The organism is Salinispora tropica CNB-440, assembly GCF_000016425.1.
GTDB classification, from domain to species: domain Bacteria; phylum Actinomycetota; class Actinomycetes; order Mycobacteriales; family Micromonosporaceae; genus Micromonospora; species Micromonospora tropica.
Window position 1 is genome coordinate 3015832 of the sequence record NC_009380.1, and the last position, 24860, is coordinate 3040691.

Sequence of the window (24860 nt, forward strand, 5' to 3'; positions counted from 1 at the left end):
GGACCCGCGGAACGACGGTATGGCCGACCCGGAATGACCTCAGTCCAGTAGCGCGACGAGCTTCGCCAACGCCTGCTGACACGCCGCAGTAGCCTGCTTCTGCAGCATGCCGTCCATCGCGCCTTTCAGTGCAGGGCCAGCGAACTCCATCCCGTAGGTGATGTGCGAGCCCCCACCGCTCGACTCGACCGCGATCACCATCTTCGCCTTGACACCCATGGGGCCGTCGCCCGCCTGCTCGAGGCGTCCCGGCGCCTCCGCCTTCGTCACCCGCCAGGCCATCTCGGCCGGCATGCCCATCAGCTTCACCCGCTGCTGATATGTCGTCCCCTCGCCGAGGGTTTCCGGCACCTCGCCAGTGAAGCCCTCGTGCATCGTGTTCCACTCGCCAACCCTCGGCAGGGCCACCACGAGCTTCCAGACCTGCGTCGGATCCGCCTTCGCGTCGGCCTCGACCGTCACTGCAGCCATCGTGACCTCCTCTTCGAGATGAATCTAGAACAGGTTATAACAGGGGAATTGATTCCACCAGCTTTGATCATCGCAGGACCCCACCCGACGGCACCGAGCTCCGCCACCACAGCCAACGCCCACCGCCGCCGCCGGAAGCCACCCAGCCCGGACACACCCTCCGCCGACTTGACGCATGCCGTTATAGGAATACGATGCCGTCATGGCGCGAGCAGCGACAACATCGGATGCGTTCAACGCGATCGCGGAGCCGCAACGTCGAGACATCCTCGGACTGCTGCGGGCCGGCGAATGGCCCGTGACCGATCTGGCCCAGGAGCTGGGGATGAGCCAGCCGCAGGCCTCCAAGCACCTGCGGGTACTCCGGGAGGTGGGGCTGGTTCGGGTCCGCGAGGTGGGCAAGCAGCGCCGCTACAGCCTGGACGCGGGCGGGCTACAGCCGGTCCACGAGTGGGTCGGCGGATTCGAACAGTTCTGGAACGAAAGCTTCGACCGACTGAACAGCTACGTCCAGGACCTCAAGCAGAAGCGACAGGAGGAATAGCAATGACAGAGACAAGGCAGGCTACACAGCCGACGACGAGCGACCGGGAGATCGTCGTCTCCCGGCTCATTGACGCCCGGCAGGAGCTGGTCTTCGAGGCATTCACCGAGGTTGAGCATCTGTCCCGATGGTGGGGCCCGAAGGGGTTCACCACCACCACGCGCTCCTTCGAGTTCCGCGAGGGCGGAGTCTGGGACTTCGTGATGCACGGACCGGACGGAACCGACTACCCCGAATGGATCACCTGGATCGAGCTTGTCCCACCGAAGCGGATCACGCTGCTGCACGGCACCTCCCGCGACGATCCGAAGGCCTTTGAGTCGACCCTGGACTTCACGTCACACGGCGCTGCGACCCGAATCGTCATGCGCAGCGTCTTCCCCACCCCACAACTACGAGACCAGGCCGTGTTGGAGTACCACGCGATCGAGGGCGGCGAGCAGACGCTGGGCAACCTGGCCGCGTACGTCGTCGAGGCTGCCCAGAAGGAAGATCGATGACGGCGGGCAAGGTGTTCTTCAGCGTCTCCATGTCGCTCGACGGCTTCAGCGCGCCCGAGTCGATGGAGGGTCTCCACGCCACACCCGAACAGCGAGAACAGGACCCACGGCTGGAGCACTGGATGGCCCAGTGGATGGAGCTACAGGGGTGGATATTCCCACAGCGCTTCTTCCGGGAACGGCTTCACCTGGGCGAAGGCGGCGAGGAGGGGCGTGACAACGACATCGTCCGACAGACGTTTGAGCGTACCGGCGCGAACATCATGGGCAAGCGCATGTTCGACCTCGGTGAGCAGGCGTGGCCGGAGGAGCCCCCCTTCCACACGCCCGTGTACGTCCTCACCCACCAGCGGCGCGCCCCCTGGGAACGGCTGGGCGGGACCACGTTCCACTTCGTCAACGACGGCATTCACCACGCGCTGGATCAGGCCCGCAAGGCCGCCGGCGAGCGGGATGTCCGCATCTCCGGTGGCAGCGAGACGATCCTGGCGTACCTCAACGCGGGCCTGGTCGACGAATTCTCGATCGCGCTCGCACCGGTGCTCTTCGGCGCCGGCACCCGCCTCTTCGAGGGGGTGGACGCGTCCCGGATCGCGCTGAAGCAAGTCCAGTCGGAGTCGTCGTCACGGGTGACCCAGCTGACCTACACCGTGCATCCACGATAGCCGCGCAGCTCCTCCCTCGTCGCGACGCGATCTACCCGGGTCACGGGGCGGAGCAGGTCAGCCCGCCCGGCGCGGTGCCCGGACCGGTCCCGGTGAAGCCGAACGTGGTGCTACTCCCGGCCGCCAGCTGACCGTTGTACGACTCGTTGATCACCACATTCGCGCCATCGGTGACCGTCCACCTGCCATTCCACAGCGAGGTGATCGCAGTCCCGCCCGGGTCGTTCCAGCTGACCCGCCAGCCGGCGATGGCTGCGGGACCGGTGTTTTCCACGGTGATCTCACCCTGGAAGCCCCCCGACCACGTGTTCATCAGCAGGTACGTGGCGCTACAGCCGCTGCCTCCACCACCACCGGGTGGGGTGGTGACGGTACGGGCCGGGGAGGCGGCGGAGAAGTTTCCGGCCGCGTCCCGGGCCCGTACCGTGAAGGTGTATTCGGTCTCGGCCGCGAGGTTGGTCACCTGGTAGGTGGTACCGGCGACGGTGGCGACCGTGTTCGGCGGGCCACCGTCTGTCGCGTTCCGCACCTCGTACGCGACAACTCCGACGTTGTCAGTGGACGCTTCCCAGGTCAGGGTGACTGCCGAGGAAGTCAGGTCACTGGCCACGGGACGACCCGGGGCGGTCGGCACGACGGTGTCGTTCCCGCCGCCGGCATAGCGCTCGGTGAGGCTGATGCCGGTGGTCGAGGCTTCGCCACCGAGGCGTACCTGGTGGTCAAGGCTGACGAACTTGCCGTTGTGCTGCCAGAGCGCCGGCTTGAGCACCTGGTCGTACTTGACCTCGTCCCAGGTCTGCCAATCGTGTTGCAGCAGGCCGCCGGTGTCGCCGGAGTTCGGGTTGAGACACCAGAAGGTATGGTGAATCACCATCTCCGCCATCAGGTCCCGCAGGGCCTTCAGCCACCTGTCCTGCCGATCGTCCTGCCCGAACCGGCCACCCCACTCGCCGACCAGCAGCGGCGCGGTGTCTTCCTCGTGGAGGTAGAGCCAGTTTGGCCGCCACACGTCGTTGGTCAACGTGGTCTTGTCAAAGTCCTTCTGGAACCACGGCTGCTCATGCACCAGCGGCCCGTAGTCGTGCGGCGAATAGACCAGCTGGTCCTGGTGGGCTCCCAGGTTGATCGGGTGGTCCTTCACCCCACGCAGGTTGCCGCCCCACCAGTTGTAGTGGTAGTTGGGGCTCTGGTCCGGGTCGGTGTTGGGTGAGTCCCAGCTCTCCCCCGGCCGCGGGTAGACCTCGACGCCCTCGCAGAGAATCAGCACGTTCGGGTTGATCGCCAGAATTCGGTTGCCGGCCGTCTCACAGGCGTGTTTGAAGTTGTCGATGTCGCTGGTGCCGTCCCACTTGGCCCGGGGCGGGTTGTTCGGAGTGCCGTGCGGCTCGTTCTGGATATCCATCGCGACAATCGTGTCGTTGTTCTGGTACCGAGCGGCTACCCACTCCCAGCCCTGGTAGAACAGCTCCGGCGTGATTGCCCCCTTGTGCCACATCGGATAGAAATGGCCAGAGTTGTCAGCCTCGGCACTGTGCACATCGAGCATGACCTTCAGGCCGTACTCCTCGCAGAGGGCCAACCAGTAGTCGAAGATCTGCAGGTTGTCCATGCCAGCCAACTCCGGGTTGACCGACAGGTTCACGTTCGGCAGCACCGTCTGGCCGGCCTTCCACTCCAGCAGCAACTCAGTGGAGATCGGCACCCGAACGATGTTGATTCCACGCTCGGCCATCTGCCGGGTGATGGTCTCGATGTTGCCCGCCCAGAGTCCGTGGAAGACTCGCTCGGTGGCGTTGTAGCCGAACCAGTTCGCGCCGGTCAACCACACCTGGTTACCAGCCTCATCCACAATCTTGTTGCCATCGGTGTGTAGCCAGTCCGCCGCCGGTACGGCCGAGACGACCTGCGCCTCCGGCTCGGGTGACGTGGTGGCGAACGCGGCCGGGGCGGCGGCTGTCAGCCCCAGAGCTACGCAGGCCGCCACCGCGGCAGCATGCAATCGTGGTTTCACAGACACGGGAAGCTCCTAGCGGCGGTGGTGGGGTGGCGGTGGACTGGGAGCGCTTCCAAACATAGATTAAGCTGACTGACGCCGTAACGGAAGAGCAAACTTTCTGTAATCGCTACTTAATGGATTAGGATGCGTGTCCGGCAGTCGCTCGACCACGATGCGGGGGCGTAGAGTGCGCCGGCACCGGGTAGCCGAGGGCATGGCGCGGTACACCGACCCCAAGCTACGAAAACGACTCAAGGATGAAATCAAGGCATCCGACAAGGGAGCCCGACCCGGACAGTGGTCAGCCCGGAAGTCTCAACTACTGGTCAAGGAGTACGAGAATCAGGGTGGGGGCTACCAGGGGCCACGAGACGAGCGGCAGCAGTCCCTGCGACGGTGGGGCCGGGAGAAGTGGCAAACCCGAGAGGGCGGCACCCGGGCACGTCAGGACGGCGAGACGAAGCGCTATCTACCCAAACGCGCGTGGGAGCAACTCCCCGAGGAGGAACGCCGTGCCACCGACACCAAGAAGCGAAAAGCGTCGCGAAGCGGCCGGCAGTACGTCGCCAACACCGGGCCGGCCAGACGTAGCCGCCGCGACACCACGTCCGTCGACCGGCTGCTCGACCTGCGGGTCCCCGACGCGGCGAAACGACTGAACAGTCTCGACACCCGCCAACTCCGGTCGGCGCTACGCCGCGAACGCGCCGGTAAGAGCCGCAAAACGCTGGTCCGCCGAATCGAGGCGGAACTCGCACGAAGGTAAGGCGCCCACCGCGGGTGGGCCGGGTCGAGACAGCGCTACGAGACACACCTGACGGCGGCTGCGACCAGGATCAGGGCCCACCCTCGGAGTCGATCCCGAGGGTGGGCCCTGTTGGGGCTATCGCCAGGTGTCGGTGTTGGTGTTGGTACCGGTGGCCGGAGTGGTGAAGCTCCGGTTCGCTCCGGACTCCCAGGTCACTGACCCGTCCGGATTCTTCTTCAGGTACTTGTACTCGATGTTGGTGTTCGGCGGCAGGTCGACAGTTGCCCGCCATACCGGGTAGTCAGCCGCGGAGAGCGCGACGGCGTTGTCCGGGTTCCAACTGCCCAGCTCCGCGACGTTACCGATGACAAAGGCGTTCTGCCCGAAGTAGGTGTAAACGGTGGCGTGGAACGAGCTGGCGATCGCCGGGCCGGAAACCACATCACCCCGGAAGGTCTCCGTCACCGCGAATGTGCCGGAGGCGGGGGTGGTGAAGCTCCGGTTCTCGCCGGACTCCCAGGTTACCTCTCCCCCGCTGGTCACCTTGATGAACTTGTACTCGACCGCGGTGGACGGGGGCAGGTCGATCGTGCCGCGGTAGGTGTTCCCACCCTGCGGGGTCAGCCGCACCGCGGCGGCCGGAGCCCAGGAGCCCAGCTCGGAGATGCTGCCGACGGCGTAGACGTCCTGATCGGCGCCGGGCGTGGCGCTGACCGTGAAGGTTGTGGCGATCTGGTCGGTGGGGTCGCCGGTGGGGCTGACCGTCGGTGACGGGGTGGCGCCGGGGCGGGCGTTGACGTGGATGGCGACGGCGTCGTTCGCCGGGATACTCACGGTGGCCTGGCCGCCGGTGACACTCACCGTAGCGCCGGTGCAGCCGGCACCTCCGGCGGCGCCGGAGATGACGTCGCAGTAGTCACCGTCGGCGAGGCCGGTGGTGAAGGTGGCGGTGGCCGTGGCGCCGGAGTCGTTGATGCCGATCCAGGCCCGGTCCCCGCGGTGGAAGCCGATCACGTTGTCGTTGACCACGGTGAAGTCGGCGGTGCTCTGGACCGAACGCGCCGCGTTCGCCCAGCCCACCATGCCCTTGATGCCGGTGCTCTGGGTCAGACAGTTCCAGGTGCCGCCGCAGACCGCGTCGGTGACATACCCACCGCCGTCGTGCGGCGGGGACTGGTTCCGATCCGACCAGGTGAAGCTGTCGAAGACCGACGGCTTGCCGTGCGGGTAGGCCAGGGCGAAGTAGTTGGCGAGCACGTAGTCGGTGCCGTCCTTGTACGACAGCACCACGCCGTCGCGCTCCAGGTCGTGGTTGGTGACCATCGAGAAGACGTTGGCACTCGGCGCGTCGAGGTTCCAGTTCGGGATGTTCTGCAGTGCCGCGACGGAGCCCTGGAAGGCGGAGCGAATGCCCTTGGCGTACGCGAAGTCGAGCACGTCGCCGTTGCCGATGAACGCTCGGGCCTGGAGGTCAGGGTTGTTGGCGCCGTCGAAGATCTCCTGGGCGACGTAGGGGCGTCGCCCCTCCGCGACGGTGTCGTCCAGCCTGCTCAGGATCGCCGCGAAGTCGTCCTTTCGGATGTGCTTGACCGCGTCCACCCGGAAGCCGTCGACGCCGAGGCCGATCAGGTCGTTCAGGTACCCCGCGATCGTGTCTCGCACGTACTCCTTCTCGGTGTAGAGATCGGCCAGGGAGAGCAGCTCACAGCTGGTCACCTGGGCGACGTTGTCCCAGTCATTGATGGACCCGTCGGTCGGGCAGTTGTCGCCCGGGCGATGGAAGTCCCATCCGCTATAGGGAACCGCCGGGTAGTCGTAGCCGGAGAACTCGGTGCCGGCGTAGCCACGGGTGCCGGGCGGGTTGTTGGTGCCGGCCATGTGGTTGACGATCGCGTCCACATAGACCCGCACACCCGCGTCGTGGCAGGTGCTGACCATGCTGGCGAACTGCTCCCGGTTACCGAACCGGCTCTCCAGCTGGTACGAGACCGGCTGGTAGACCTCGTACCAGGGGTGCACCCCGTCCGCGCTGTTGGGTAGGTAGACCGACTCCTGCGGCGGGGCCACCTGCACCGCGCCGTAGCCGGCGGGGCCAAGGTGGTCGGTGCAGGCAGCGGCGACCGAGTCCCAGTTCCACTGCCACAGGTTGGCGGTCACCTCGCTGTCGTTGAGGACGACAGCGGCGCGGGCTGACGTGGCGGTGGTCGCGGCGGTGACGACCGCCGTGCCGCCCACCGCGACCAGCGCGGCGGCGAGCACCAGGCGGCCGGTGCGGCCAATCGGATGGGGTCTCGCGGTTTCCATGACGGGTACCTCTCGTGCGAAGGGGCGCTCGGCAAGGCGGACGGCCGTCCAGGTAGCGAACACGATGCGGCATCCATGAAAGACTCTGCAAGAGTTTTCGGAAACATTCTCGAAACTTCACCGTTCGTTGCCACGCGGCCGGGGCTGGATACCCGCCGCGCGGGACCCCTCCCTGTCGGGCAGCCGGTGGCCAGAACCAGGCCACGTCGAGCCCGTACGCACAGCTCCCGTCGCCGCCCGGCCACCGCACACCGGGGTGATGGCCAGGGCGCCGCTATGGTGGACCCATGACACAAGTGGGCATAGTGGTGCGACAGGGCGACGACGTCGTCGTAGCCGACTCCACAGCATCCCCGCTTTCAGCTGGCCTCGGACGTTAGGGCGACCACCCAACCATGATCAATCTGAGGCAGGAGGTTGAACGAGCGGACCGCTGAAAGCTCTTCCCTCCGTGCCACGGCAATACCCACCGGGCCTGACCGGCCTGGGCGACGCCACTCTGGTCCTGGACCAGGTCGATCTCGACGGTGCCCGGTGTCGAGGTGCCCCCGGTCGAGACGTTGGGGGCATGGAACGAAGAGCCACGCTTCCACTGCTCACTGGACGACCGCGGCGACGGTGTGTGCTCGCGCGTTGAGGACCGGGGCGCAGTAGGGACCCCGCCCGTCCGATTCGTTCAAGACGGGGGCACGAACCACTCGTACCGTCGGGGTCATGGCACCCACCTTCAGCGCGATCGGCCTCGCAGTGGCCGACATGGCAGCATCTCTCTCCTTCTACCGCCAGCTCGGTCTGACGTTTCCGGCCGGGGCGGAGGATGAGCCGCACGTCGAGGTGACCGTTTCCGGCGGTATCCGTCTCATGTGGGACACCCACGCCTCGCTCCGGTCCTTTGACCCGGACTACCAACCGGAGCCGTCCTCCGGCGGCTGGGCCTTTCACTGCGCGGACACGGGCGAGGTGGACAAGCTCCACACCGACCTCGTAGCCGCCGGGTACCCGTCGGTCAAGGAGCCCTGGGACGCACCATGGGGACAACGCTATGCGCAGGTGCGCGACCCGGACGGCACCATCGTGGACCTCTTCGCCCAGATCACGTCACCGAAGTAGCGCGGTAAGCGGCACCCCGGCCAACGCCCGCACCTCGCGGGCGAGGTGGGCCTGGTCGGCGTAGCCCGCCTCGGCTGACACCGCCGCGAAGGACTCGCCGGTCCGTGCCAGCGCGACTGCCCGCTGCATTCGCAGGATCCGGTGCAGAGTCTTCGGCCCATAGCCAAACGCGGCATTGCTGCGTCGCTGCAACTGCCGGGAACTGAGGCCGCAGCGCTCAGCTACCACGCCGACGGGCAGTCCGGCGCGCGCGGCACCGCCCAAGGCGACCATCGCACGGTCGGTGCCGCGCCAGCGACGGCGCGCGGCGGCAGTCAACGCGGCGAGCGGGTCTTCTGCCTCGGCAATGGCGCGGACGGCCGCCGCCGGCCACACCGCCTCCAACGACACCTGCCGATCGACCACCTCGCAGGCGGCTATGCCCAGCACAGCGGGCCCGGTCCCGGCGCCGAACCGCAGCGCGGCGTAGCGACTGCCGGGCGACGACGACGCGATCCGAGCGGTCGTGTCCGGCCCGGCGACGAAGACAGTACCGTCCCGCCAGATCAGGTCAAGGCAACCGTCGGGCAGAACCCGCGTCGGAGCGCTGCCATGCGACGTGACGCTACGCCATGCGACGACGTACGGCAGCGGCGCTGCCCGTTCCTCGTACATGCCCGCGATCCTCACCCGCAGGTATGACACGACGTGGCGGGATCCGCTTCCCCGACGAAGCCTACTCCAGCTGGAAGTCAGCGAAGTCGAACCCGGGCGACACCACACAGCTGACCAGGACCGGTTGGTCACCCGCTGGGACCGCCGCCTGCCACGTACCGCCCGGAATCAGGACCTGCGGACGCTGACCGGCGGACACATCCGCACCGAGAGCGACCTCCCTGAATTCGTCCGTCGGCCTCTGGCCAGAACCGCCGAACCGCAGCGTCAGCGGACCGCCCGAGTGCCACAACCACAGCTCGTCCGAGCGCACCACATGCCAACGGGAGTGCTCATCGGGATGCAACAGGAAATAGATGGCTGTTGCCGCGCTGCGGCTTCCGTCGTACCCGGTGGGATGCAGTGTCGGCGTCGCGCGCCACGTCTCCCGGAACCAACCGCCCTCGGGGTGGGGCGCAAGGTCGAGTAACGCAACCAGCTCCGACCGCGGCACATCCGGCACGCGAACTCCTCTCGCTGATGTGTCGCCCAGGGAGGCACCACAGAAGCCATAGCACGAAGGCGATGCCTCGACGGTAGCAAGCTGGTCCGGCCTGACACGTCCAGCTGTGCGCAGGGGAGATCCGCGTCGCCCGCCGCGCCGGTGCGATGCTGCCAGCACCCCGGTCATCATCGCCGGGAGCGGGGCATTCTCCACCTGATCATGACGGAGCATCGTGATCTGGGCGTACCGCAACGGCGTTGTCCGCCGACCCGGCGGCTGCCGAAGCAATCCACACCTGCCCTTGTGTCGGCGGCCGTCGGATCCCGCGACTTCGGGACCTCGGCCACGCTCACCGCGTACTGTCTTCATGGCAAACGCCCACGGCAGACGCACAGCGCTTCCCTCGGGCGACCGGAGACCCCGATCCGACTGGGAGTGCGACCTTGAGTACGGGTACGAATCGCTGCGTCCTGATCACCGGGACGTCCTCCGGCATCGGGTTGGCCACCGCCATCGCCTGCGCCCGAGCCGGATGGACGACAGTCGCCACGATGCGGGACACCACGAGGGCGGTGGCGTTGAACACCGCGGCGGAGACCGCCGGGGTGTCGCTGGACATCCGCGTCCTCGACGTCACCGACGACGAGTCGGTCCGGGAAGGTATCGACTCAGTAGCAGCCGAGCACGGCCGGCTCGATGCAGTGGTCAACAACGCCGGTGCCGCGCACCTCGGGACGCTCGAAAACGACAGCCTCGCCGACATCCGCGCCTGCGTCGAGGTGAACTTCTTCGGCGTGGTCCAGGTATCTCATGCGGCGATGCCGCACCTACGGGCCAACGGCGGCCGCCTACTGACAATCAGCAGCGTCGGCGGCAGCGTCGGGCAACCCTTCAACGAGGCGTACTGCGCTGCCAAGTTCGCCGTCGAGGGCTTCATGCAGTCGCTGGCGCCGGTCGCCCGCACAGTTGGCGTGCAGGTCGGCGTCATCGAGCCCGCCGCAGTGACCAGCGAATTCGTGGCCAACGCCAACGTTGACGTCGCTGCCATGGTGGCGCAGGCCGGGCCGTACGCACCGGCGCTGACCGCGTACGCGCAGCGGGTCCAGGCCATGTACGAGGCGGATACCGGCACATCTCAGACATCCGATGAGGTCGCCGCCGTGGTCATGGAAACTTTGACCGCACCGGAGATGCCCTTCCGGACCCAGACCTCGAACTGGGCGCGGGACTTTGTGGGCTGGTCGCTGTCGGACCTCAATGGTGCAACCGTGTACGAGGAGACCCGCGGCTGGGTCAGCTAGCAATCCGTTCGGGCGAGACATTGTCTGCACGGCACGACGGCGAACAGATCAAAACCGGCTTATTGCCTTCACTCGGACACAAAGTGGGAATCGGACAGTTACCGAGAAGCAACTCAACTACCATCGCTTTAACTCCAGGTCGTTCGCAAGGTCGAGATATGCCCACTTTAGGGGAGTCCCAGAAGCTGTTAGGGATTAGTATGGGTATCGGCCTTTTCGGCGTAGGGCCGACGCGATCGAGGTCATGCTGTCTGGGCGGAGAAGGCTCGGTCCCGGAGGCTCCGATCCACCGCATCGACTGGCGGAGCCCCGATTCAGCTAGGCGGACTACCCAAATTCGACCGAATGGATGAATGGCGACTCGCATTTAGCACAAGCCGCCCGGATATGTGGCCCACACGATGGAGAACCACTGCCCGGACAGCAGCAGGCATCGCGGCTCAACGACGTTGATAGGGTCGACTGATCAACCTGTCCGTCAGGGTGGATCCTGGTGTCCGGATGCCCGTTGTTCTTGGCGATCATCTTGTTGTCGAAGCAGCTTCAACAGAAGAGTCACGAGGATACCCGGCTGCCAGGCCTTGCTGGTCCGGCAGTCGTCGGGGTTGTCATTACGTTGGACGGTCCGGTGGCGGACCTGGTCACTGTGGATGAGCGGGTACGGCGACAGCCGAAGCGCAGGACGGTCGAAGGGGCCGGCGGGTGACGCTGCCGTGTGACGCGCCCGTGGGTGGGCGGCGGCCGTCTCTACGGTGGCGCAGGCGCCGTTGGGGTTGTGACGAACCCGCTGCCGGCGGGGAACGTCCACCGAGGTGGTGGTGGCCGTGCCGGCACGCCGGAACGGGCCCTCGGCTTCGCCAAGTCGATCTTATCTGAGATTGCGCGAGTAGTACGCAGACGAACACTCTCCGCTATGGAACTTGCGGGTTCGGTTGAGGACCGCTGCCGGCATGGTGGGTCAACGCCATCCGCCGCAGCGCGGTCAGCGCCACGTCCAGCAGCACGAGACGGGCCGTCAGACGCATACACACCTCCGCGTCTGACGGGTCGGCTGACAGGTCCGCGGCCTCCGACGCACCGAGCTCACACGCCGCCGTGGCATACGCATCGAACACCTCAGCCCCATCGGGCCAACCCAAACGACGCAGCATGACCAGCACCTGGGCCAGGGTCCGCCGCTCCGCCGCGTCATCGTCCACCTGCCAACCCAGCCGGTTGACGTACCTGTCAACCTCAAGGCGAACGTCATCCTCGCCGTCCACCATCGGCATCGCCGCCACCGTGGGACTTATCACGCTACAGAGCCCACGTAGTGGACGGCCCCGCGAGTCGATCGCGGTCAGCACCTCGCGCACATCCGAGATCCCGAGTCGTCCCGGGCCGGTGAGGACCTTGACGAACCACAGTCGGGCGAGGTGCTCCTCGGCGTACTCTGCCTGGTTGCGGCCAGTTCGCACGCCAGGCTGAAGCAGCCCTTCACGCAGGTAGAACTTGATTGTCGGGACGGACAGACCGCTCTGCTTGCTGAGCTCCGAAATGCGCATCAAATTCCATCACACTCGCATGCCGACCTCGTATACCACACTTGCCCACAGCGACTGGCCGGCAGCTGAAGCACCGATCCGAGCCAACCCTACATGCATGCACGCCCCCCCAAAAGTGCAGCGTGGACACTAGTGATTGCTACTGTCGACAACTTCGCCCACAGATCCCTGGGATTCCCCTTATCGCCGGTTACCAAGCGTCACCAAAGGCCGCTCGACGCACGGCAGGGCGTTGCAGCACAGAATCACTTCAGCTAATATCAACTTTATTCCGTTCGACCTGCCCATCCATATCTGGGAGAGTTTATCGAATGGACGCCGACGGCCAATGGAGCATTGATTGAATGTGCAGACCCACAGCTAATGCGACTGCTCCAAAAGCCGCCCACAAGGGCACACCACGACTCCTGACGAACCGCCCGACCGGCGATACGTAGCGAATCGAAACGACGCGTTCAAAGGAACTGGTAAACCACTCCTGGGGGAGACAAGTGTCACACACGGTCGAGAAAGTTGCCGAACGTGTCATCGCGTTAATGCATGACGACCTGAGTAGGCAACTCACTATTGATGATATGGCGCGTACCGCCATGTTCAGCAAATTCCACTTCTCTCGCATCTTCCAGAAAGCGACCGGGGTCACTCCGGCGCGATTCCTGGCCGCGCTGCGCTTGCAGCGTGCGAAGCACCTGCTGGTATCCACGTCCATGACGGTCGCGGACATCAGCATCCAAGTCGGCTACACCAGCGTGGGGACCTTCAGCTATCGGTTCAGCCGCAGTGTTGGCCTCTCCCCCACCACCTATCGACGGCTGGGAGGCTTCACCCCACAGGTACCCGTGATGGACCATGCCGGGCCGGGATCGGCCACCGGGTCGGTGAGTGGTGCCATCCGGTCCTCGGCCTCCCACGGGTCCACGCTCATCTTCGCGGGGCTGTTCCCGGACCGGATCCCGGAAGGACGCCCGGTCCGGTGCACGATCCTGCGGGGTCCCGGCCGGCTGCGACTGGACCGGGTACCGGAGGGTGAGTGGTACCTACTCGCCCACTCCGTCGCCGGCGACGACCCGGAAGACGCCCTAGCCAAGCCAGAACCGGCCTGTGTCGGCAGCGTGGGCCCGCTGGTCGTGAGACGTGGTGTTGTCACCCACTCCCGCGATCTCCGACTGTCGCCGACCCGCTCGATCGACCCCCCGGTGCTGCTGGCCCTGCTCGACATTCGGCGCGCCGCGATGCACGGGCAGCACGGGCCGGAACTAGCCGGACTTGCCGCCTGAGTCCCAATGCGGGTAGGACACCGGCGGGTCCCGCACTGAACCCCGCCGGTGTCCTACCGCTTGACGCCCCATATGACCATGACGACGCGGGGTACCCCCCGACAGCGTTGCCGGCAGCTGGCCGGCACGCTGGTGGGCGGAGGCATCGGCCCCCGCCCACCAGTTGGCGACTCAGGACACCGGCTCGACCGTCATCGACAATCCGCCCCGTACCCGCAGCGAGAGCATCGGCTCAGCGACCACCGGCTGTCCCACCGGTGCCACGAGATCGAACTCCCGCGACACCATCGCCACCACGAATACCGCCTCCATCAGCCCCAGATGGTTGCCGACGCAAAATCGGGGGCCGGCACCGAAGGGCACGTAGGCGTACCGGGGCCGGTCCGTCGTCACCTCCGGGTCGAACCGCTCCGGGTCGAACCGCTCCGGCTCCGGCCAGAACGCCGGGTGCCGATGCAAGGTGTAGGGACAGATCAGTACATCCGCGCGGGCCGGTACCGGATACCCGTCCACCACATCCGCGTCGCGAGCGAGGCGGGAGAGCATCCACACCGGCGGGTAGAGGCGCATCGCCTCGCTGACCACCATCTTCGTGTACGTCAGTCGAGCTAGATCGGCGTACTCAGGCAGCCGGCCACCGAGGACGTCGATCGCCTCCTCGCGTAGCCGCACCCGTACCCGCGGATCCTGGTTGATGAGGTGGAAGGTCCAGCCGAGCGTACTCGCGGTGGTTTCATGTCCGGCCAGCAGCAACGTCACCAGCTCGTCGCGCATTCGCCGCCGGGCGACCCCCGGATCCGGCTCGTCCCGGGTGGAGGCGATCAGCCGAGACAGCGCGTCGTCCGCACCCGTCCCCTCGCCCCGGGCGGTGCGGTCCGCGACCAGTCGGCCGACGATCCGCTCGAGTTCCCGGCGAGCTCGGCGGAACCGCAGTTGCTGCGGCAGCGGCACCCACATCGGCACCATGCTCATCGACGCCATCTCGAACATGGCCTGGTTCTGCATCTCCTCGAACGCCGCCCCGACGGTGGTGAACGCGTCGAGATTGGCGTCGAGCAGCGTCCGCCCGAGGACACCGAGGGTGAGTGCGGTGAACTCGTCGGTCAGGTTCACCGGGCCACGACCCCGACGAGCCCGCAGCCGGGCGATCAACCGATCGGCCTCCTCGGCCACCGCATGGGCCTGGCCGGCGACCCGCTTCGCCTGGAACACCGGTTGGATCACCCGCCGCTGCTCGCGCCACAGCTCGCCCTCGCTGGTCAGGAGGCCGTCACCGAGCGCCCGACGGGCATGCACGAGCCCGAGCCCCTTGGTGTAGTTCCCGCTGTTGTCCGCCAGGACGTGCTTGGCGTGGTCGGGGTGGTTGAAGAAGTACAACGACCGGGAGCCGACACCAAGTCGTACGGCGTCGCCGTAACGGGCAGCGGAGGTCATCAGTCCCAGCCGGTCCTGGCCAAGCTGCCACAGCGATCGCAGGAGGGCGGCGCCGGTCGGACCGGAGAAGGTCCGACCGGCCGCCGCCACCGTCACGGTGCCACCCCGCTCGGTTCAGCCACGACACGCCGGAAGCGACCGCGCAGGAACAGCACGGGCTCGTCCTCGCCCCGCCGTTCGGCTGAGAGCAGCCGCCCAGTGAAGATGCTGTGGTCACCGCCGTCATACACCTGCCAGACGGCACACTCGAAGCGCGCCAACGCTCCGTCGATCAGCGGTGCCCCGGTCAGCTGTCCTGGCGTCCACCCCACCGATTCGAACTGGGCCGCGCCCAGGGGACGCCGACGGTCGGAGAAGTGCCGGGCTACCTTCTCCTGCTCTTCGGCGAGCACGGAGACACCGAAGACCCCGGTGGCGAGGAGCCGCTCATGCATCACGGCCGTACGGTCCACACAGACCAGTACCAACGGCGGCTCAAGGGATACTGACGTGAAGGAGTTGGCGGTCATCCCGTGCGGTAGCGGGTCACCGACCGACACCACCGTCACCCCAGTCGCGAAGGTCCCGAACGCCCCACGCAGGCCGTTCAGATCGGTGGCCGCGACAGGCGTCATCTGGTCGATGCCCATCAGGCCCTCCTGGTCCCAACGAGTTGCGCCCCGTTCCTTGCACGAAAGGGGCTCAGCGCTCGCACCAACGCCTCCGGCACGCGGGCCGGCTGGGTCCGATTGTTCGGTCCCCGCATGCAGGCCACCCGCTGCCGACCCCGCGCGACCAGCGTGCTCTCGCCACCCGCGGCTAGCCGGACGTAGTTGAAGCTGAACTCCAGCTGTGTCTGGGCGAGGTCGACCAGCTGCATCCGGATGGACAACTCGTCAAAGGCCGTGATCTCAGCGAAGAACTCACAGTCGACCTTCAGGGTGAACAGCTTCAGGTCGTCGCGAACCTCGACGAGTACCTCCGGGGCACGCTCGTGGAGGAACATCTCCCGGCACCGGCCCTGCCAACGGAGGTAGTTGACGTAGTAAACATTGCCCACAAGGTTGGTCTCCTCGAACCCGACCGTATGCCGGTACTCGAAGTAGTCCTCCATCTGCGTTACCCGTCCTTCCCAGTCAGCACCGCGAAGACCACCGGTGCGGCCTGATCACGCAAGATCGCCGGCGTGGTGGCGATGCGCAGGTCTCCGGAGGCGAGCAGCACCAGTCCGTCGCCAGCGGAGAGCAGCGCCAGCGGCGAACGCTGCGGCAGCCCCGCCTTCTGGAGGCACTCGGCCGCCGTCCAGACCCGAGTCGCCGCGACCGCCAACTCCTCACCGGCTTCCTCAGCGATCACGTCGGCCAGGCTTCGGTTCGGGCCGAGCAGCCCATCCCACTCGGAGCCCGGTCGGACCGCCACCGCCTCCACGTCGCAGCCGAGTGGACCCGGGCCGGCCACACAGAACGTGAGTCCGGAACCGTGTGCCGCGGACACCTGCCGGTCCTCGTCGACCTCGGGACGCCCGTCGGGCCGGTACCGCACATCAACTGCTCGGCCGAGAGCCCGACCGGCGGCACGGGCGGTGCGGCCCCGTCCGGCTACCCCAGCGCCCCCATCACCAGGAGCGTCGGGCTCGACCGCCATCGCGACCGCAACGCCCAGGAGATCACCGAACTCCCGCTCCAGGTACGGGCCGAGCAGCGGCGCGGCCCAGCGTCGGTCACTGCGCTTACGGACGGCCTGCAACCGCAACCCGTCCCATCGCTCCAGAAGCCGGCCGTCGGCGTCCCGGACAGCGATGTCATAGACATACGTGTCACCGTCGCGGCTGCGTTCCCGGGCGCAGTAGCGCACCTCCCCCGCAGCCATCCGGGCCACCGCCGGACCGGGATGAACCCGTTCGATGCCGGCGGGTAGCAGGGTGGCGTGCGGAACACACACCTGGTTGCCGTGCATCAACGCGTCCCGCGTCCCGGGGTCGCCGAGGATCAGCTCCGCCGGCAGGAAGTCGGCGAACCAGTCGGTGTCAGGAAGCACCGCCAGGTCCGCGTCAACCTCCCGGGCAGCCGCCCGGTGATAGCGGCGCAGCCGCTGGAACCGTCGTCCCTGGAACAGGACATCGCCATACAGGTCCTTGTCTGGCGCCAGCGGGACATCCGGTAGCCCTCGCCCGACCGGTTCGGGTGGACCGTCCGGCGCCGGCTTACCGGTGAAGCGCAGGCAGGCCCGGAAGTGATCGGCGGCGAAAGAGGTCTCCGCGCTACGGATACTCACCTGCACCGTGTCGTCGTCGGTCACCACTGCGGCCACCCGGATGGTGGTGCTGCCCTCAGGTGGTACCACGATCGGCCGGACGAACTCCGCTTGCTCGATCGACGGGGCCGACTGGTGGCCGGTCAGCGCCACCGCGACCTGGGCCATCGCTTCCATGCCAAACACAGCCGGGAAGAGCAGGTTGCCGTCGAGCAGGTGATCGGGAAGGTAGCGGTCCGTATCGGGACTAAGGGTGGTCTCGGAGACCAGCTCCACACCCGCGTAGTGAACCAGCAGTCGGTCAACGAAGCGCAGCAGCGGCAGCTCGGGCAGGTGGTGCCGGATCGTGTCGATGCCCTGGGTGCGGCCGCTGACGACCACGACCGGGGGTGCCTCCGCGTCCACCAGCAGTCGGCGCATGATCTCCACGCCCTGATCGAGGGTGATCGGTGTGACACCGTCGCGTTGGAGGGCCTCGACCACCGACAGTCGCTCCCCCATCCCGGCCCCGGACCAGACGGACCACTCCAGGCAGAGGGTGCGGCACGCCGGGTGACGGCGGGCGAACTCAGTGGTGAGATCTGCCAGCCAGTCGTTGGCCATCGCGTAGTGCGCCTCGCCGCGCAGGCCGCTGCGGCCGATGATGCTGCCGAACGTGACGAGTGCCTTCAGCCGGTCCGGATCGACCGCGTCCAGCACCGCCCGTAGGCCGTCGATCTTCGGCGCGAACGTCCGCCGGATCGCCTCCCGGTCGAGGTTGGGGAGCGCGACTGGCTCGTTGCGGCCGGCGCCGTGCAGCACGCCGACGACCGGGCCGAGAGCGGCGGTAGCCTCGGCCACCGCCGCCCGAACCTGCCCGGCGTCGGTGACGTCGGCACGGACGTAGTACACGGTCAGGCCCTGCTCGGTCATCCGGCGCAGGTTTGCCGCCAGCTCCTCGTCGACGGCCGGATCTGAACGGCCCAGCACGGCCAGCCGCGCCCCGGTGTCGCGGGCCACGACGATGGCACACTCCGCGGTGATGCCCTTGCCACCACCAGTGACCAGCAGCACATCGCCGGCGTTCAGCGGCGACACGGGCCGTGTCGCCTGCACCGGCAGGGCCCGCAGGGTTGGCACGAACCGACCTCCCCGCCCGTCATGGTGAACCTCGGCGAAGTCCTCGGTGGCGGCGACCTCGGCCAGTACCCGCTCGGCGGCCGTCTGCTGGTCCGGTGTGTGAACGATGGTCACCCGAAGCTGTGCGGCCTCCAACCGGAGCGTCTTCGCCAGGCCGGCCGCGCCATGCCCGCGGTCAACAACGACGAAGCGGTCGCCAAGCTGGCCGCTCAGAACAGCCTGGGCGCCTTGGAGCGCGAGGTCCAGGTGCTCCTCACGGCAGTCGGTAGGCAGGCAGACCAACACGCCGGAGCCGACCCCACCGTGTTCCAGGGCCCGCCGTAGTTCCTCGGCCAGCGGGTCGCCGGCTTGCGCGTACACCCGCCAGTGACCGTTGTCCTCGGCCGGCCCGCGCGACGGCTTCGGAACCGGGTCGAGGTCCAGCCGGAACGGCCGAGACCAGGGCGCGGCACCGGTGACCGCTGGTGTCTGCTCGGCGTCGGCTGGATGGGCCGTACGATGCAGCTCGTCGAAGGCGTCCGCGAGTTCCCGAAGCGTGGCGGTGGCGAAGTTGGTCGGGGTCTCGGCAGCGCCGATGCCGAGCTGCTGGGCGGCCTGGTTGACCACCTGACCGACAGTGATCGAGCTGAGGTGCAGGTCATCGAGGAGCCGGCTGTCGTCCCGAACCATGTCCAGGGGCAGCTCTGCACGCTCAGCCGCCAGCCGGCGCAGCAGCGTCAGGCCGGACTCACCACGGCCCCTGGTCGGGGCGGTGGTCTCGGTGGCGACGCCCGCCGCGGCCGGGACAACGCGGATGTCATCGGTGGGGGCGGCCTCACAGGGGCTGGCGAAGAAGTTGAACGACTGCCCAAGCTGTACCGGTCGAATCAGTCGGCCGTAGAACAGGCCTGGATGGACCTCAGCCGCACCGGTGACGTACGCGGCTGCCACCACCCGCAGGAGGCCAGTCAGCGACTCGTCATCGGTGTCCAGCGCCACCGCCGGCACGTCGGTCACCGCCGCAGCCAGTCCACTGAGCACCTGACCTGGGCCGACCTCGACGAAGACATCGATGTCCTTCGCGGCCAGGGCGACGGCCTGCGCGAAGAGTACCGGGTCGGTGATCTGTCGGTGCAGCAACGCCGGTATGTCGGTGTCCGGGCCGAGCACCTCGCCGGTCACGGTGGAGACCACCGGCTCACGTACCGGTCCGAAGTGCTCATCACTCAATCGCGCACCGAACGCCGCGGCGGCGGGTGCCACCAGCGGTGAATGAAACGCGTGCGACACGGAGAGCCGGGTGGCGGCAATGCCGGCGTCCTTCGCCGCCCGACTCACCGCCTCGACCGCGTCCACCGTCCCGGCGATCACCGTCTGCTGTGGGCCGTTAAACCCGGCGACAACCACATCATGGCTAGCCAGCACACCCGCCACCGTGTCCGGGGAGGCAGCAAGGCTGGCCATGGTGCCGGAGGCGCTGTGCTCGGCCATGGTGCGACCACGTACGCCAGCAACACGAAGCAGTGTGTCGCCGTCCATCGCACCCGCCCAGTGCAGGGCAGACAGTTCACCCAGGCTGTGCCCGACAGCAACGTGCGCCTCGATCCCCAGGTCGGACAGGACCCGCAGGCCGGCCATGGAGCCGGTGACGATGCGGGGCTGGGCGACCGCGGTGGCCACCATGTCGCCGTTGGTCGGCAGGGCAGCCCGCTCATACACGTCCTCAGCCCGGCCGAACCTTCGGCGTAGGGCACCGCCGCTGGTGCCACGGCCGGAGCCCTGGCCGGGGAAGAGAAAGCCGATGCGGCCTTCCTCAACCACATGGCCGCAGAAGGCCCGTCCGTCAGCGGTCAGCAGGCGGCTCTCCCCCGCCTCCAGGGCACCCAGAACGCGTCGCAGCTGACGCTCAGCGTCCTCCGGCGAGGTGGCCACGACCGCCGCCCGGTACGGCCGGTCCTGCAACTCGCGATGCAGGGTGGCGGCCAGATCGCCGAGTTGGGCGTACGCGACCTCGGGGACGAAGTCCAGCACCTGCTGTACCCGGTCACGCAGCAGCCCGGCCGAGTCGGCGTCGACGGCGAGCAGCTCCACGTCCTGCACCGAACGGCTCAGGTTCCGGGTACGGCTGTCCATCCTGGTGCGCCGTTTCGGCTCTCGCTTGTCCAGGACCACGTGGGTGTTGATGCCACCGAATCCCATCGCGGTGATGCCGGCGCGCACCGGAGTGTCCTCCGGCCACGGCTCGGCCCGTCGCAGCGCCCGCAGCGCCGCGTCGTCGGCGGTGAGCAGTTCGTGCGGGTCGACGCAGCCGATCGCCGGTGGGAGCAACTCGTGGTGCACCGCCATCGCGGCTTTGATGAGACCAGCGACGCCGGCCGCCGCCTTGGTGTGCCCGATCATGCCCTTCACGGAGCTGATCGCGGCCTTCGGAGCACGGGGGTCGGCTGCCCGGCGAGCCGTCGAGAGGGCCTTGAGCTCAGTGGCGTCGCCGACCGCGGTGCCGGTGCCGTGCCCTTCGAAGAGGCTGACGCTGTCAATCCCGAACCCGGCCCGATCGTACGCGCGGCGGAGCGCGAGCTGATAGCCGTTGACCTCCGGACGGGTGATGCCGCCCTTACCGTCGGAGGAGATCCCCCAGCCCGCGATCGTGGCGTAGACACGGTGTCCGGCCGCCAGGGCATCCCGCTCCCGCATCAGCACGACCATTCCGCAGCCCTCACCGGGCCAGAAGCCGTTGGAATTGCGGTCGTAGACGCGCATCTCGGTGCGGGCGAGGGCGCCGGTCTTCGCAAAGCCGATGATCTCGAAGGGGTCGATCGAGAGATCGACCCCGCCAGCCACCGCCACGTCGACCTCGCCGTCGAGCAGCGTCTTGCCTGCGGTAGCCACCGAAAGCAGCGACGACGAGCAGGCGCCGTCCACGGTGTAGCCGCCACCCTTGAGGTCGAAGTGGTTGCAGATCCGGCCGGCGATGGTGTTGGAGAGACCGCCGGCCAGGGTGTCCTCGTCGATGCCCGGGAACGGTGCCTTGTATCGGAGCTCAAAGTCGGCGAGAAAGGTGGCCAGTTGGTCATCGTCCCAGTTCTGATCCTTGAGTGCGGCGGTGACCATCCGCCGCACGTACGGCCATCGCAACCGCATCTGGTTGGCCCGGGAGAACTCGCCGGTGAGGCTGTTGCCGACCACCACGCACGTGCGTTCGCGGGGCAGCCCCTCGGCCATGGGGAAGCCGGCGTCGGCCAGGGCCATGGCCGCGACGTCAAGAGCCAGCCAGTGGGTGAGGTCCGTGGACCGGTAGGTGCTGCCAGCGATCTTGTAGGCGATCCGGTCGAACTCGTACCCCTCGATGACGGCGGCGTTACGCGCATAGAAACTGTCGGGTGTGGATGGGTCTGGATCCCAGTAGTCCTCCAGCCGCATTCGGACGTCCGGGAGACGACGGAAGGCACGACGACCGGAAACGGCGTTCTCCCACAGCTCGCCGGGGGAGGTGGCGTCAGGGTAGCGGTTGGCCATCCCGACGATGGCGATCCTGCTCATGCCGGCACAACCTCCTTGCCTGAGTCGGGGACGGGGGCGGGGACGGTCGACGCGTGGGCGCGGGACGAGGCGGCCAGGGACTCACGACGCTCACGGGCCTGGTTGACGAAGTGCAGCGCCCAGTGGAAGCCGCCGCGGGCAAGGCAAACAAGGGCGGTGGCGAAGAAGATCCCGTATGCGAGGCCAGCGCCAGTCAGGAAGCCGTACACGATGGCGACACCGGCGCCGAAGGCAAACTGCGCTGCGGGCGGGGACGGGCTGGTCCCCGGGTCGGTGACCATGTAGTTGGTGAACAGGACGAAGGCGGTGCCGGTCATCATGGCGAGCGCACCGGGGATCGAGACATCCAGCAGGATGCCGCGGACGACGGCCTGGAGAACGAAGAAGGACAACCAGCCCAGGATGAGCCACATGCGGCCGGTCAGCTTTCCGTTGATCATGGTGCCGCCAACGACGATGATCGCCGGCACGAACCAGTCCCAGACGCCGGTGATGTGCTCGGTGAAGTGGTATGGCGGAGCGATGCTGGCCCATGGAAAGAACAACAGGATCACGGCAATGCCAAGGTTCGATGGATTCATGTAGTGCCGCAGCCGACCCTTGAAGGGGGCCCGTAGAACCCATTTGGCACCGATCGCGACGGCTACCCCAAACATCAGCACCAGAATCTGATCGTTGACGTAGATCAGCATGTTCACCGCGAGGCTGGTGATGTGCGCCGGGTAGAGAAACTGGATCAGCCCGCGCAGCCCGTTGCCGCGATAGCGCGGTGCGCGGCCCTCCACCCGGGCGCCCACCGTCTCGAGGACGATCTCCAGTGTGTAGCCGGTGGCGAGGGCAGCGAATGGCCACAGCCAGGGCTGCTCGAAGCCCAACACGGTGTAGCCAAAGATATTGAACACCGTGATCGAGATCGCGAAGTTTCGCAGCGCCTTGATCACCTTTGGATCATGGCGAGGCGCAGCGGTCGGGGTCGCGGTCATGTCGCTCACCTCTCCTGGGCCTGGGTGCCGAGCCGGAGCGTGTGCCAGCCCGGGGTCAACTCAAGTTCCTGCTGCCGGACCTGCCCGGTGCGGTCGCGCCACCTCAGGTCCACCCGAACCGGTCCGGTGACATCCCGGCCAAGCCCGATGTGCGCCTCATGGCTGCGCTTGCCCGAGTGACCACTGCCGCCGTCAACGCGGGTGACAAAGGTCTGCCCCTCCGCGGTGGTCACCCGCACCTGAGCACCCACCACCGGAGATCCCGGTGCCGCCGTCCCGGCACCCGACGCTTCGGTCTGTCCGTCGTGGACCAGCCGGAGTCCCAGGAACTGACCGGGTGACGGGCTCTGGTTGTGGTAGAAGACCGGCTCGTCCCACTGCCGGGCCACCGCGAAGTCCAGCCGGCCGTCGCCGTCAGCGTCACCGGTGGCGATGCCCCGGGTAGGTACCGGGATGTCGAGGCCCAACTCACCGGCGACGTTGACGTAGCGCCCATCGTCACCCTTGACGAAGAAGTGCAGGCGCTGACTGCCACCGATGTCGTCTCCAGCGTTGACGTTTGGCCACCACAGCGGGTGACGCAGCAACTCGTCGTTGGCGGTGGCCAGCTCCTGCAGTTGGGGCCAACGGTTCACGTCGCCCTTGACGAAGCCGGTGGCCTGAGCAACGACCAGCTCACCGCCGTTGTCGAAGTCGGCCAGCTTGGCGTCCCAGCCCCAGCCCGACCAGGCGAGGCCGAGCGGCGCACTGCGGTCTTCGTACGGCGCACGGCCCTCGGTGAACTGCCGGCGTAGATCGGCGTTGTCCTTGGCGCCGTCGATGAAGGCGAAGTGGCTTTCCTCAATGCCGAAAGAGGTCGTGATGTTACTGACGAACAAGTCGTACCGGCCGTCCCGGTCAAGATCGCCGAAGTCGACGCCCATGCCCTTGAACGAGTCCAGACCGATTCGCTTGGACTTGGGCACCAGGGCACGACCTACCGCGCTCTCCACCAGCCCAAACTTGATCTCACCCGGGGTGGAACGGTTGTGCAGCAGCCGATCTGGGCCGAAGTCGTGCGCGACGTACAGCTCCGGTAGGTGGTCGCCGTCAAGGTCGTTGGCGCCGGCCGCCAAGGCCCAGCCTTTGGATACCTCGGCCGGCAGGACGTCGCCCACCTGCTCGAAGGTGGCGGTTGGGGTCGGGCCGGCGGTGCCGCCGGTAAACCGGAAGAAGTAGTCCTCACCACCGTTGACGCCGTGGGACATCGAGTCGTTCATCTCCACCCCGCCGCTCACCGTGTCGTCGAGGACGGCACTGTGCGGGAAGTAGTTGCCGACGAAGATGTCCACGTGGCCGTCGCCGTCGAAGTCGTCCACCGCGACCGCGTTGGTGTTCCACAGCGGCCCCTCGTACCGGGCGGAGTTTCCGGGCACCAGCTCGGTCGGCTGGTACGAGGCGGCGGAGAGCCCGGTGAGTCCGTCCTTGGCCAGGTAGAGAATCGGTGTGCGGCCCCACAGGTAGACCAGCAGGTCCATCCGGCCGTCCTCGTTGAAGTCCCCGGGAGCGCAGCCCATCGGTGCCATTGGTTTCGTCATCGGCAGCGGGTCGGGGCGCAGTGCGAACGGGGCGTACCGGTCCCCGCCCTGGCCGGGCACCGGAGTAATGCTCACCTGGTCGGTACGGGGGTCAGTGACGCAGAGGTCGTTGGCGAGGCCGTCACCGTCGAGATCGTTCATGGCGATCGCGGAACCGACCGAGGAGATCCAAGCGTCGATCTTGCTGTAGTCCTGGTTGACCCGACGGATGGCCTGCTGCGGAAACCCGCCCGGCAGCGAGATCGTCGTTGGGGTGAACCGATATCGGTCCGCCAGTTCTTCCCGCTCGCTGGCCGAGGCCGACGGCAGCTGAGACGCGAGGAACAGGCCCGCCATTAGTACAAGAGCCAGCACCCCGGCCAGCTGACGGCGCAACCATCCCACAGATCTAGACATCC

At 67.3% G+C, this 24860-nt stretch carries 19 protein-coding genes; 7 read left to right on the forward strand and 12 right to left on the reverse strand.

Annotated elements, in window-relative coordinates:
• Positions 1-39: 39 nt before the first annotated feature.
• Positions 40-471, reverse strand: coding sequence for a type II toxin-antitoxin system Rv0910 family toxin (locus STROP_RS13480; RefSeq protein ID WP_012013905.1), 432 nt, complete (start codon positions 469-471; stop codon positions 40-42).
• Positions 472-673: 202 nt separating this feature from the next.
• On the opposite strand from STROP_RS13480, the gene STROP_RS13485 reads away from it, so the two are divergent.
• Genes STROP_RS13485 through STROP_RS13495 form a run of 3 tightly spaced genes read left to right on the forward strand, consistent with a single transcriptional unit; the run spans position 674 to position 2180 of the window.
• Positions 674-1015, forward strand: a complete 342-nt coding sequence (locus STROP_RS13485) for an ArsR/SmtB family transcription factor (protein ID WP_012013906.1) — start codon at positions 674-676, stop codon at positions 1013-1015.
• A 2-nt stretch (positions 1016-1017) separates the two neighbouring features.
• Complete coding sequence (locus STROP_RS13490) at positions 1018-1515, forward strand: SRPBCC family protein (RefSeq protein WP_012013907.1); 498 nt, start codon at positions 1018-1020, stop codon at positions 1513-1515.
• Complete coding sequence (locus STROP_RS13495; protein ID WP_012013908.1) at positions 1512-2180, forward strand: dihydrofolate reductase family protein; 669 nt, start codon at positions 1512-1514, stop codon at positions 2178-2180. Before STROP_RS13490 ends, STROP_RS13495 begins: the two co-directional genes overlap by 4 nt.
• Before the next feature lie 40 nt (positions 2181-2220).
• On the opposite strand, the gene STROP_RS13500 is transcribed toward STROP_RS13495, so the two are convergent.
• Positions 2221-4164 carry a cellulase family glycosylhydrolase gene (locus tag STROP_RS13500; RefSeq protein ID WP_028564091.1) on the reverse strand — a complete coding sequence of 648 codons (1944 nt, stop codon included), beginning with the start codon at positions 4162-4164 and terminating at the stop codon, positions 2221-2223.
• A 226-nt stretch (positions 4165-4390) separates the two neighbouring features.
• Between STROP_RS13500 and STROP_RS13505 the strand changes: the two genes are divergently transcribed.
• Positions 4391-4942 (forward strand): DUF5872 domain-containing protein, encoded by a 552-nt coding sequence (locus STROP_RS13505; protein ID WP_012013910.1) that lies wholly within the window; start codon positions 4391-4393, stop codon positions 4940-4942.
• Positions 4943-5059: 117 nt separating this feature from the next.
• Here the strand turns inward: STROP_RS13505 and STROP_RS13510 are convergent, their stop codons facing one another.
• Positions 5060-7228: a carbohydrate-binding module family 20 domain-containing protein gene (locus STROP_RS13510; RefSeq protein WP_012013911.1), complete on the reverse strand. Its 2169-nt coding sequence runs from the start codon at positions 7226-7228 to the stop codon at positions 5060-5062.
• 714 nt (positions 7229-7942) lie between these two features.
• Here STROP_RS13510 and STROP_RS13515 point away from each other — a divergent pair.
• A complete protein-coding gene (locus tag STROP_RS13515) occupies positions 7943-8338 on the forward strand; it encodes a VOC family protein (RefSeq protein WP_012013912.1) in 396 nt (131 codons plus the stop codon).
• Here STROP_RS13515 and STROP_RS13520 read toward each other — a convergent pair.
• Entirely contained in the window at positions 8327-8992 is a 666-nt protein-coding gene (locus STROP_RS13520; RefSeq protein ID WP_012013913.1) for a helix-turn-helix domain-containing protein, read from the reverse strand. The genes STROP_RS13515 and STROP_RS13520 overlap by 12 nt on opposite strands.
• Positions 8993-9053: 61 nt before the next feature.
• Positions 9054-9494, reverse strand: coding sequence for a cupin domain-containing protein (locus STROP_RS13525; RefSeq protein WP_018829932.1), 441 nt, complete (start codon positions 9492-9494; stop codon positions 9054-9056).
• 425 nt (positions 9495-9919) lie between these two features.
• Here STROP_RS13525 and STROP_RS13530 point away from each other — a divergent pair, with 425 nt between their 5' ends.
• Entirely contained in the window at positions 9920-10777 is an 858-nt protein-coding gene (locus STROP_RS13530; protein WP_012013915.1) for an SDR family oxidoreductase, read from the forward strand.
• A gap of 911 nt (positions 10778-11688) precedes the next feature.
• Here the strand turns inward: STROP_RS13530 and STROP_RS13540 are convergent.
• Complete coding sequence (locus STROP_RS13540) at positions 11689-12321, reverse strand: MerR family transcriptional regulator (protein WP_012013917.1); 633 nt, start codon at positions 12319-12321, stop codon at positions 11689-11691.
• Positions 12322-12812: 491 nt separating this feature from the next.
• On the opposite strand from STROP_RS13540, the gene STROP_RS13545 reads away from it, so the two are divergent.
• Positions 12813-13598, forward strand: coding sequence for a helix-turn-helix domain-containing protein (locus tag STROP_RS13545; protein WP_012013918.1), 786 nt, complete (start codon positions 12813-12815; stop codon positions 13596-13598).
• Positions 13599-13769: 171 nt separating this feature from the next.
• On the opposite strand, the gene STROP_RS13550 is transcribed toward STROP_RS13545, so the two are convergent.
• Genes STROP_RS13550 through STROP_RS13575 form a run of 6 tightly spaced genes read right to left on the reverse strand, consistent with a single transcriptional unit; the run spans position 13770 to position 24858 of the window.
• The gene (locus tag STROP_RS13550; RefSeq protein ID WP_012013919.1) at positions 13770-15128 is read right to left on the reverse strand and encodes a cytochrome P450; all 1359 of its coding nucleotides are present in this window, start codon (positions 15126-15128) and stop codon (positions 13770-13772) included.
• The gene (locus STROP_RS13555) at positions 15125-15661 is read right to left on the reverse strand and encodes a flavin reductase family protein (protein WP_012013920.1); all 537 of its coding nucleotides are present in this window, start codon (positions 15659-15661) and stop codon (positions 15125-15127) included. Before STROP_RS13555 ends, STROP_RS13550 begins: the two co-directional genes overlap by 4 nt.
• The gene (locus STROP_RS13560) at positions 15661-16125 is read right to left on the reverse strand and encodes an acyl-CoA thioesterase (RefSeq protein ID WP_012013921.1); all 465 of its coding nucleotides are present in this window, start codon (positions 16123-16125) and stop codon (positions 15661-15663) included. The genes STROP_RS13555 and STROP_RS13560 overlap by 1 nt, the downstream gene beginning before the upstream one ends.
• A 5-nt stretch (positions 16126-16130) precedes the next feature.
• Positions 16131-21902 (reverse strand): type I polyketide synthase, encoded by a 5772-nt coding sequence (locus tag STROP_RS13565; RefSeq protein WP_012013922.1) that lies wholly within the window; start codon positions 21900-21902, stop codon positions 16131-16133.
• Positions 21899-22885, reverse strand: a complete 987-nt coding sequence (locus STROP_RS13570; RefSeq protein WP_012013923.1) for a hypothetical protein — start codon at positions 22883-22885, stop codon at positions 21899-21901. The genes STROP_RS13565 and STROP_RS13570 overlap by 4 nt, the downstream gene beginning before the upstream one ends.
• A 5-nt stretch (positions 22886-22890) precedes the next feature.
• Complete coding sequence (locus STROP_RS13575; RefSeq protein ID WP_012013924.1) at positions 22891-24858, reverse strand: CRTAC1 family protein; 1968 nt, start codon at positions 24856-24858, stop codon at positions 22891-22893.
• Between the last annotated feature and the right edge of the window lie 2 nt (positions 24859-24860).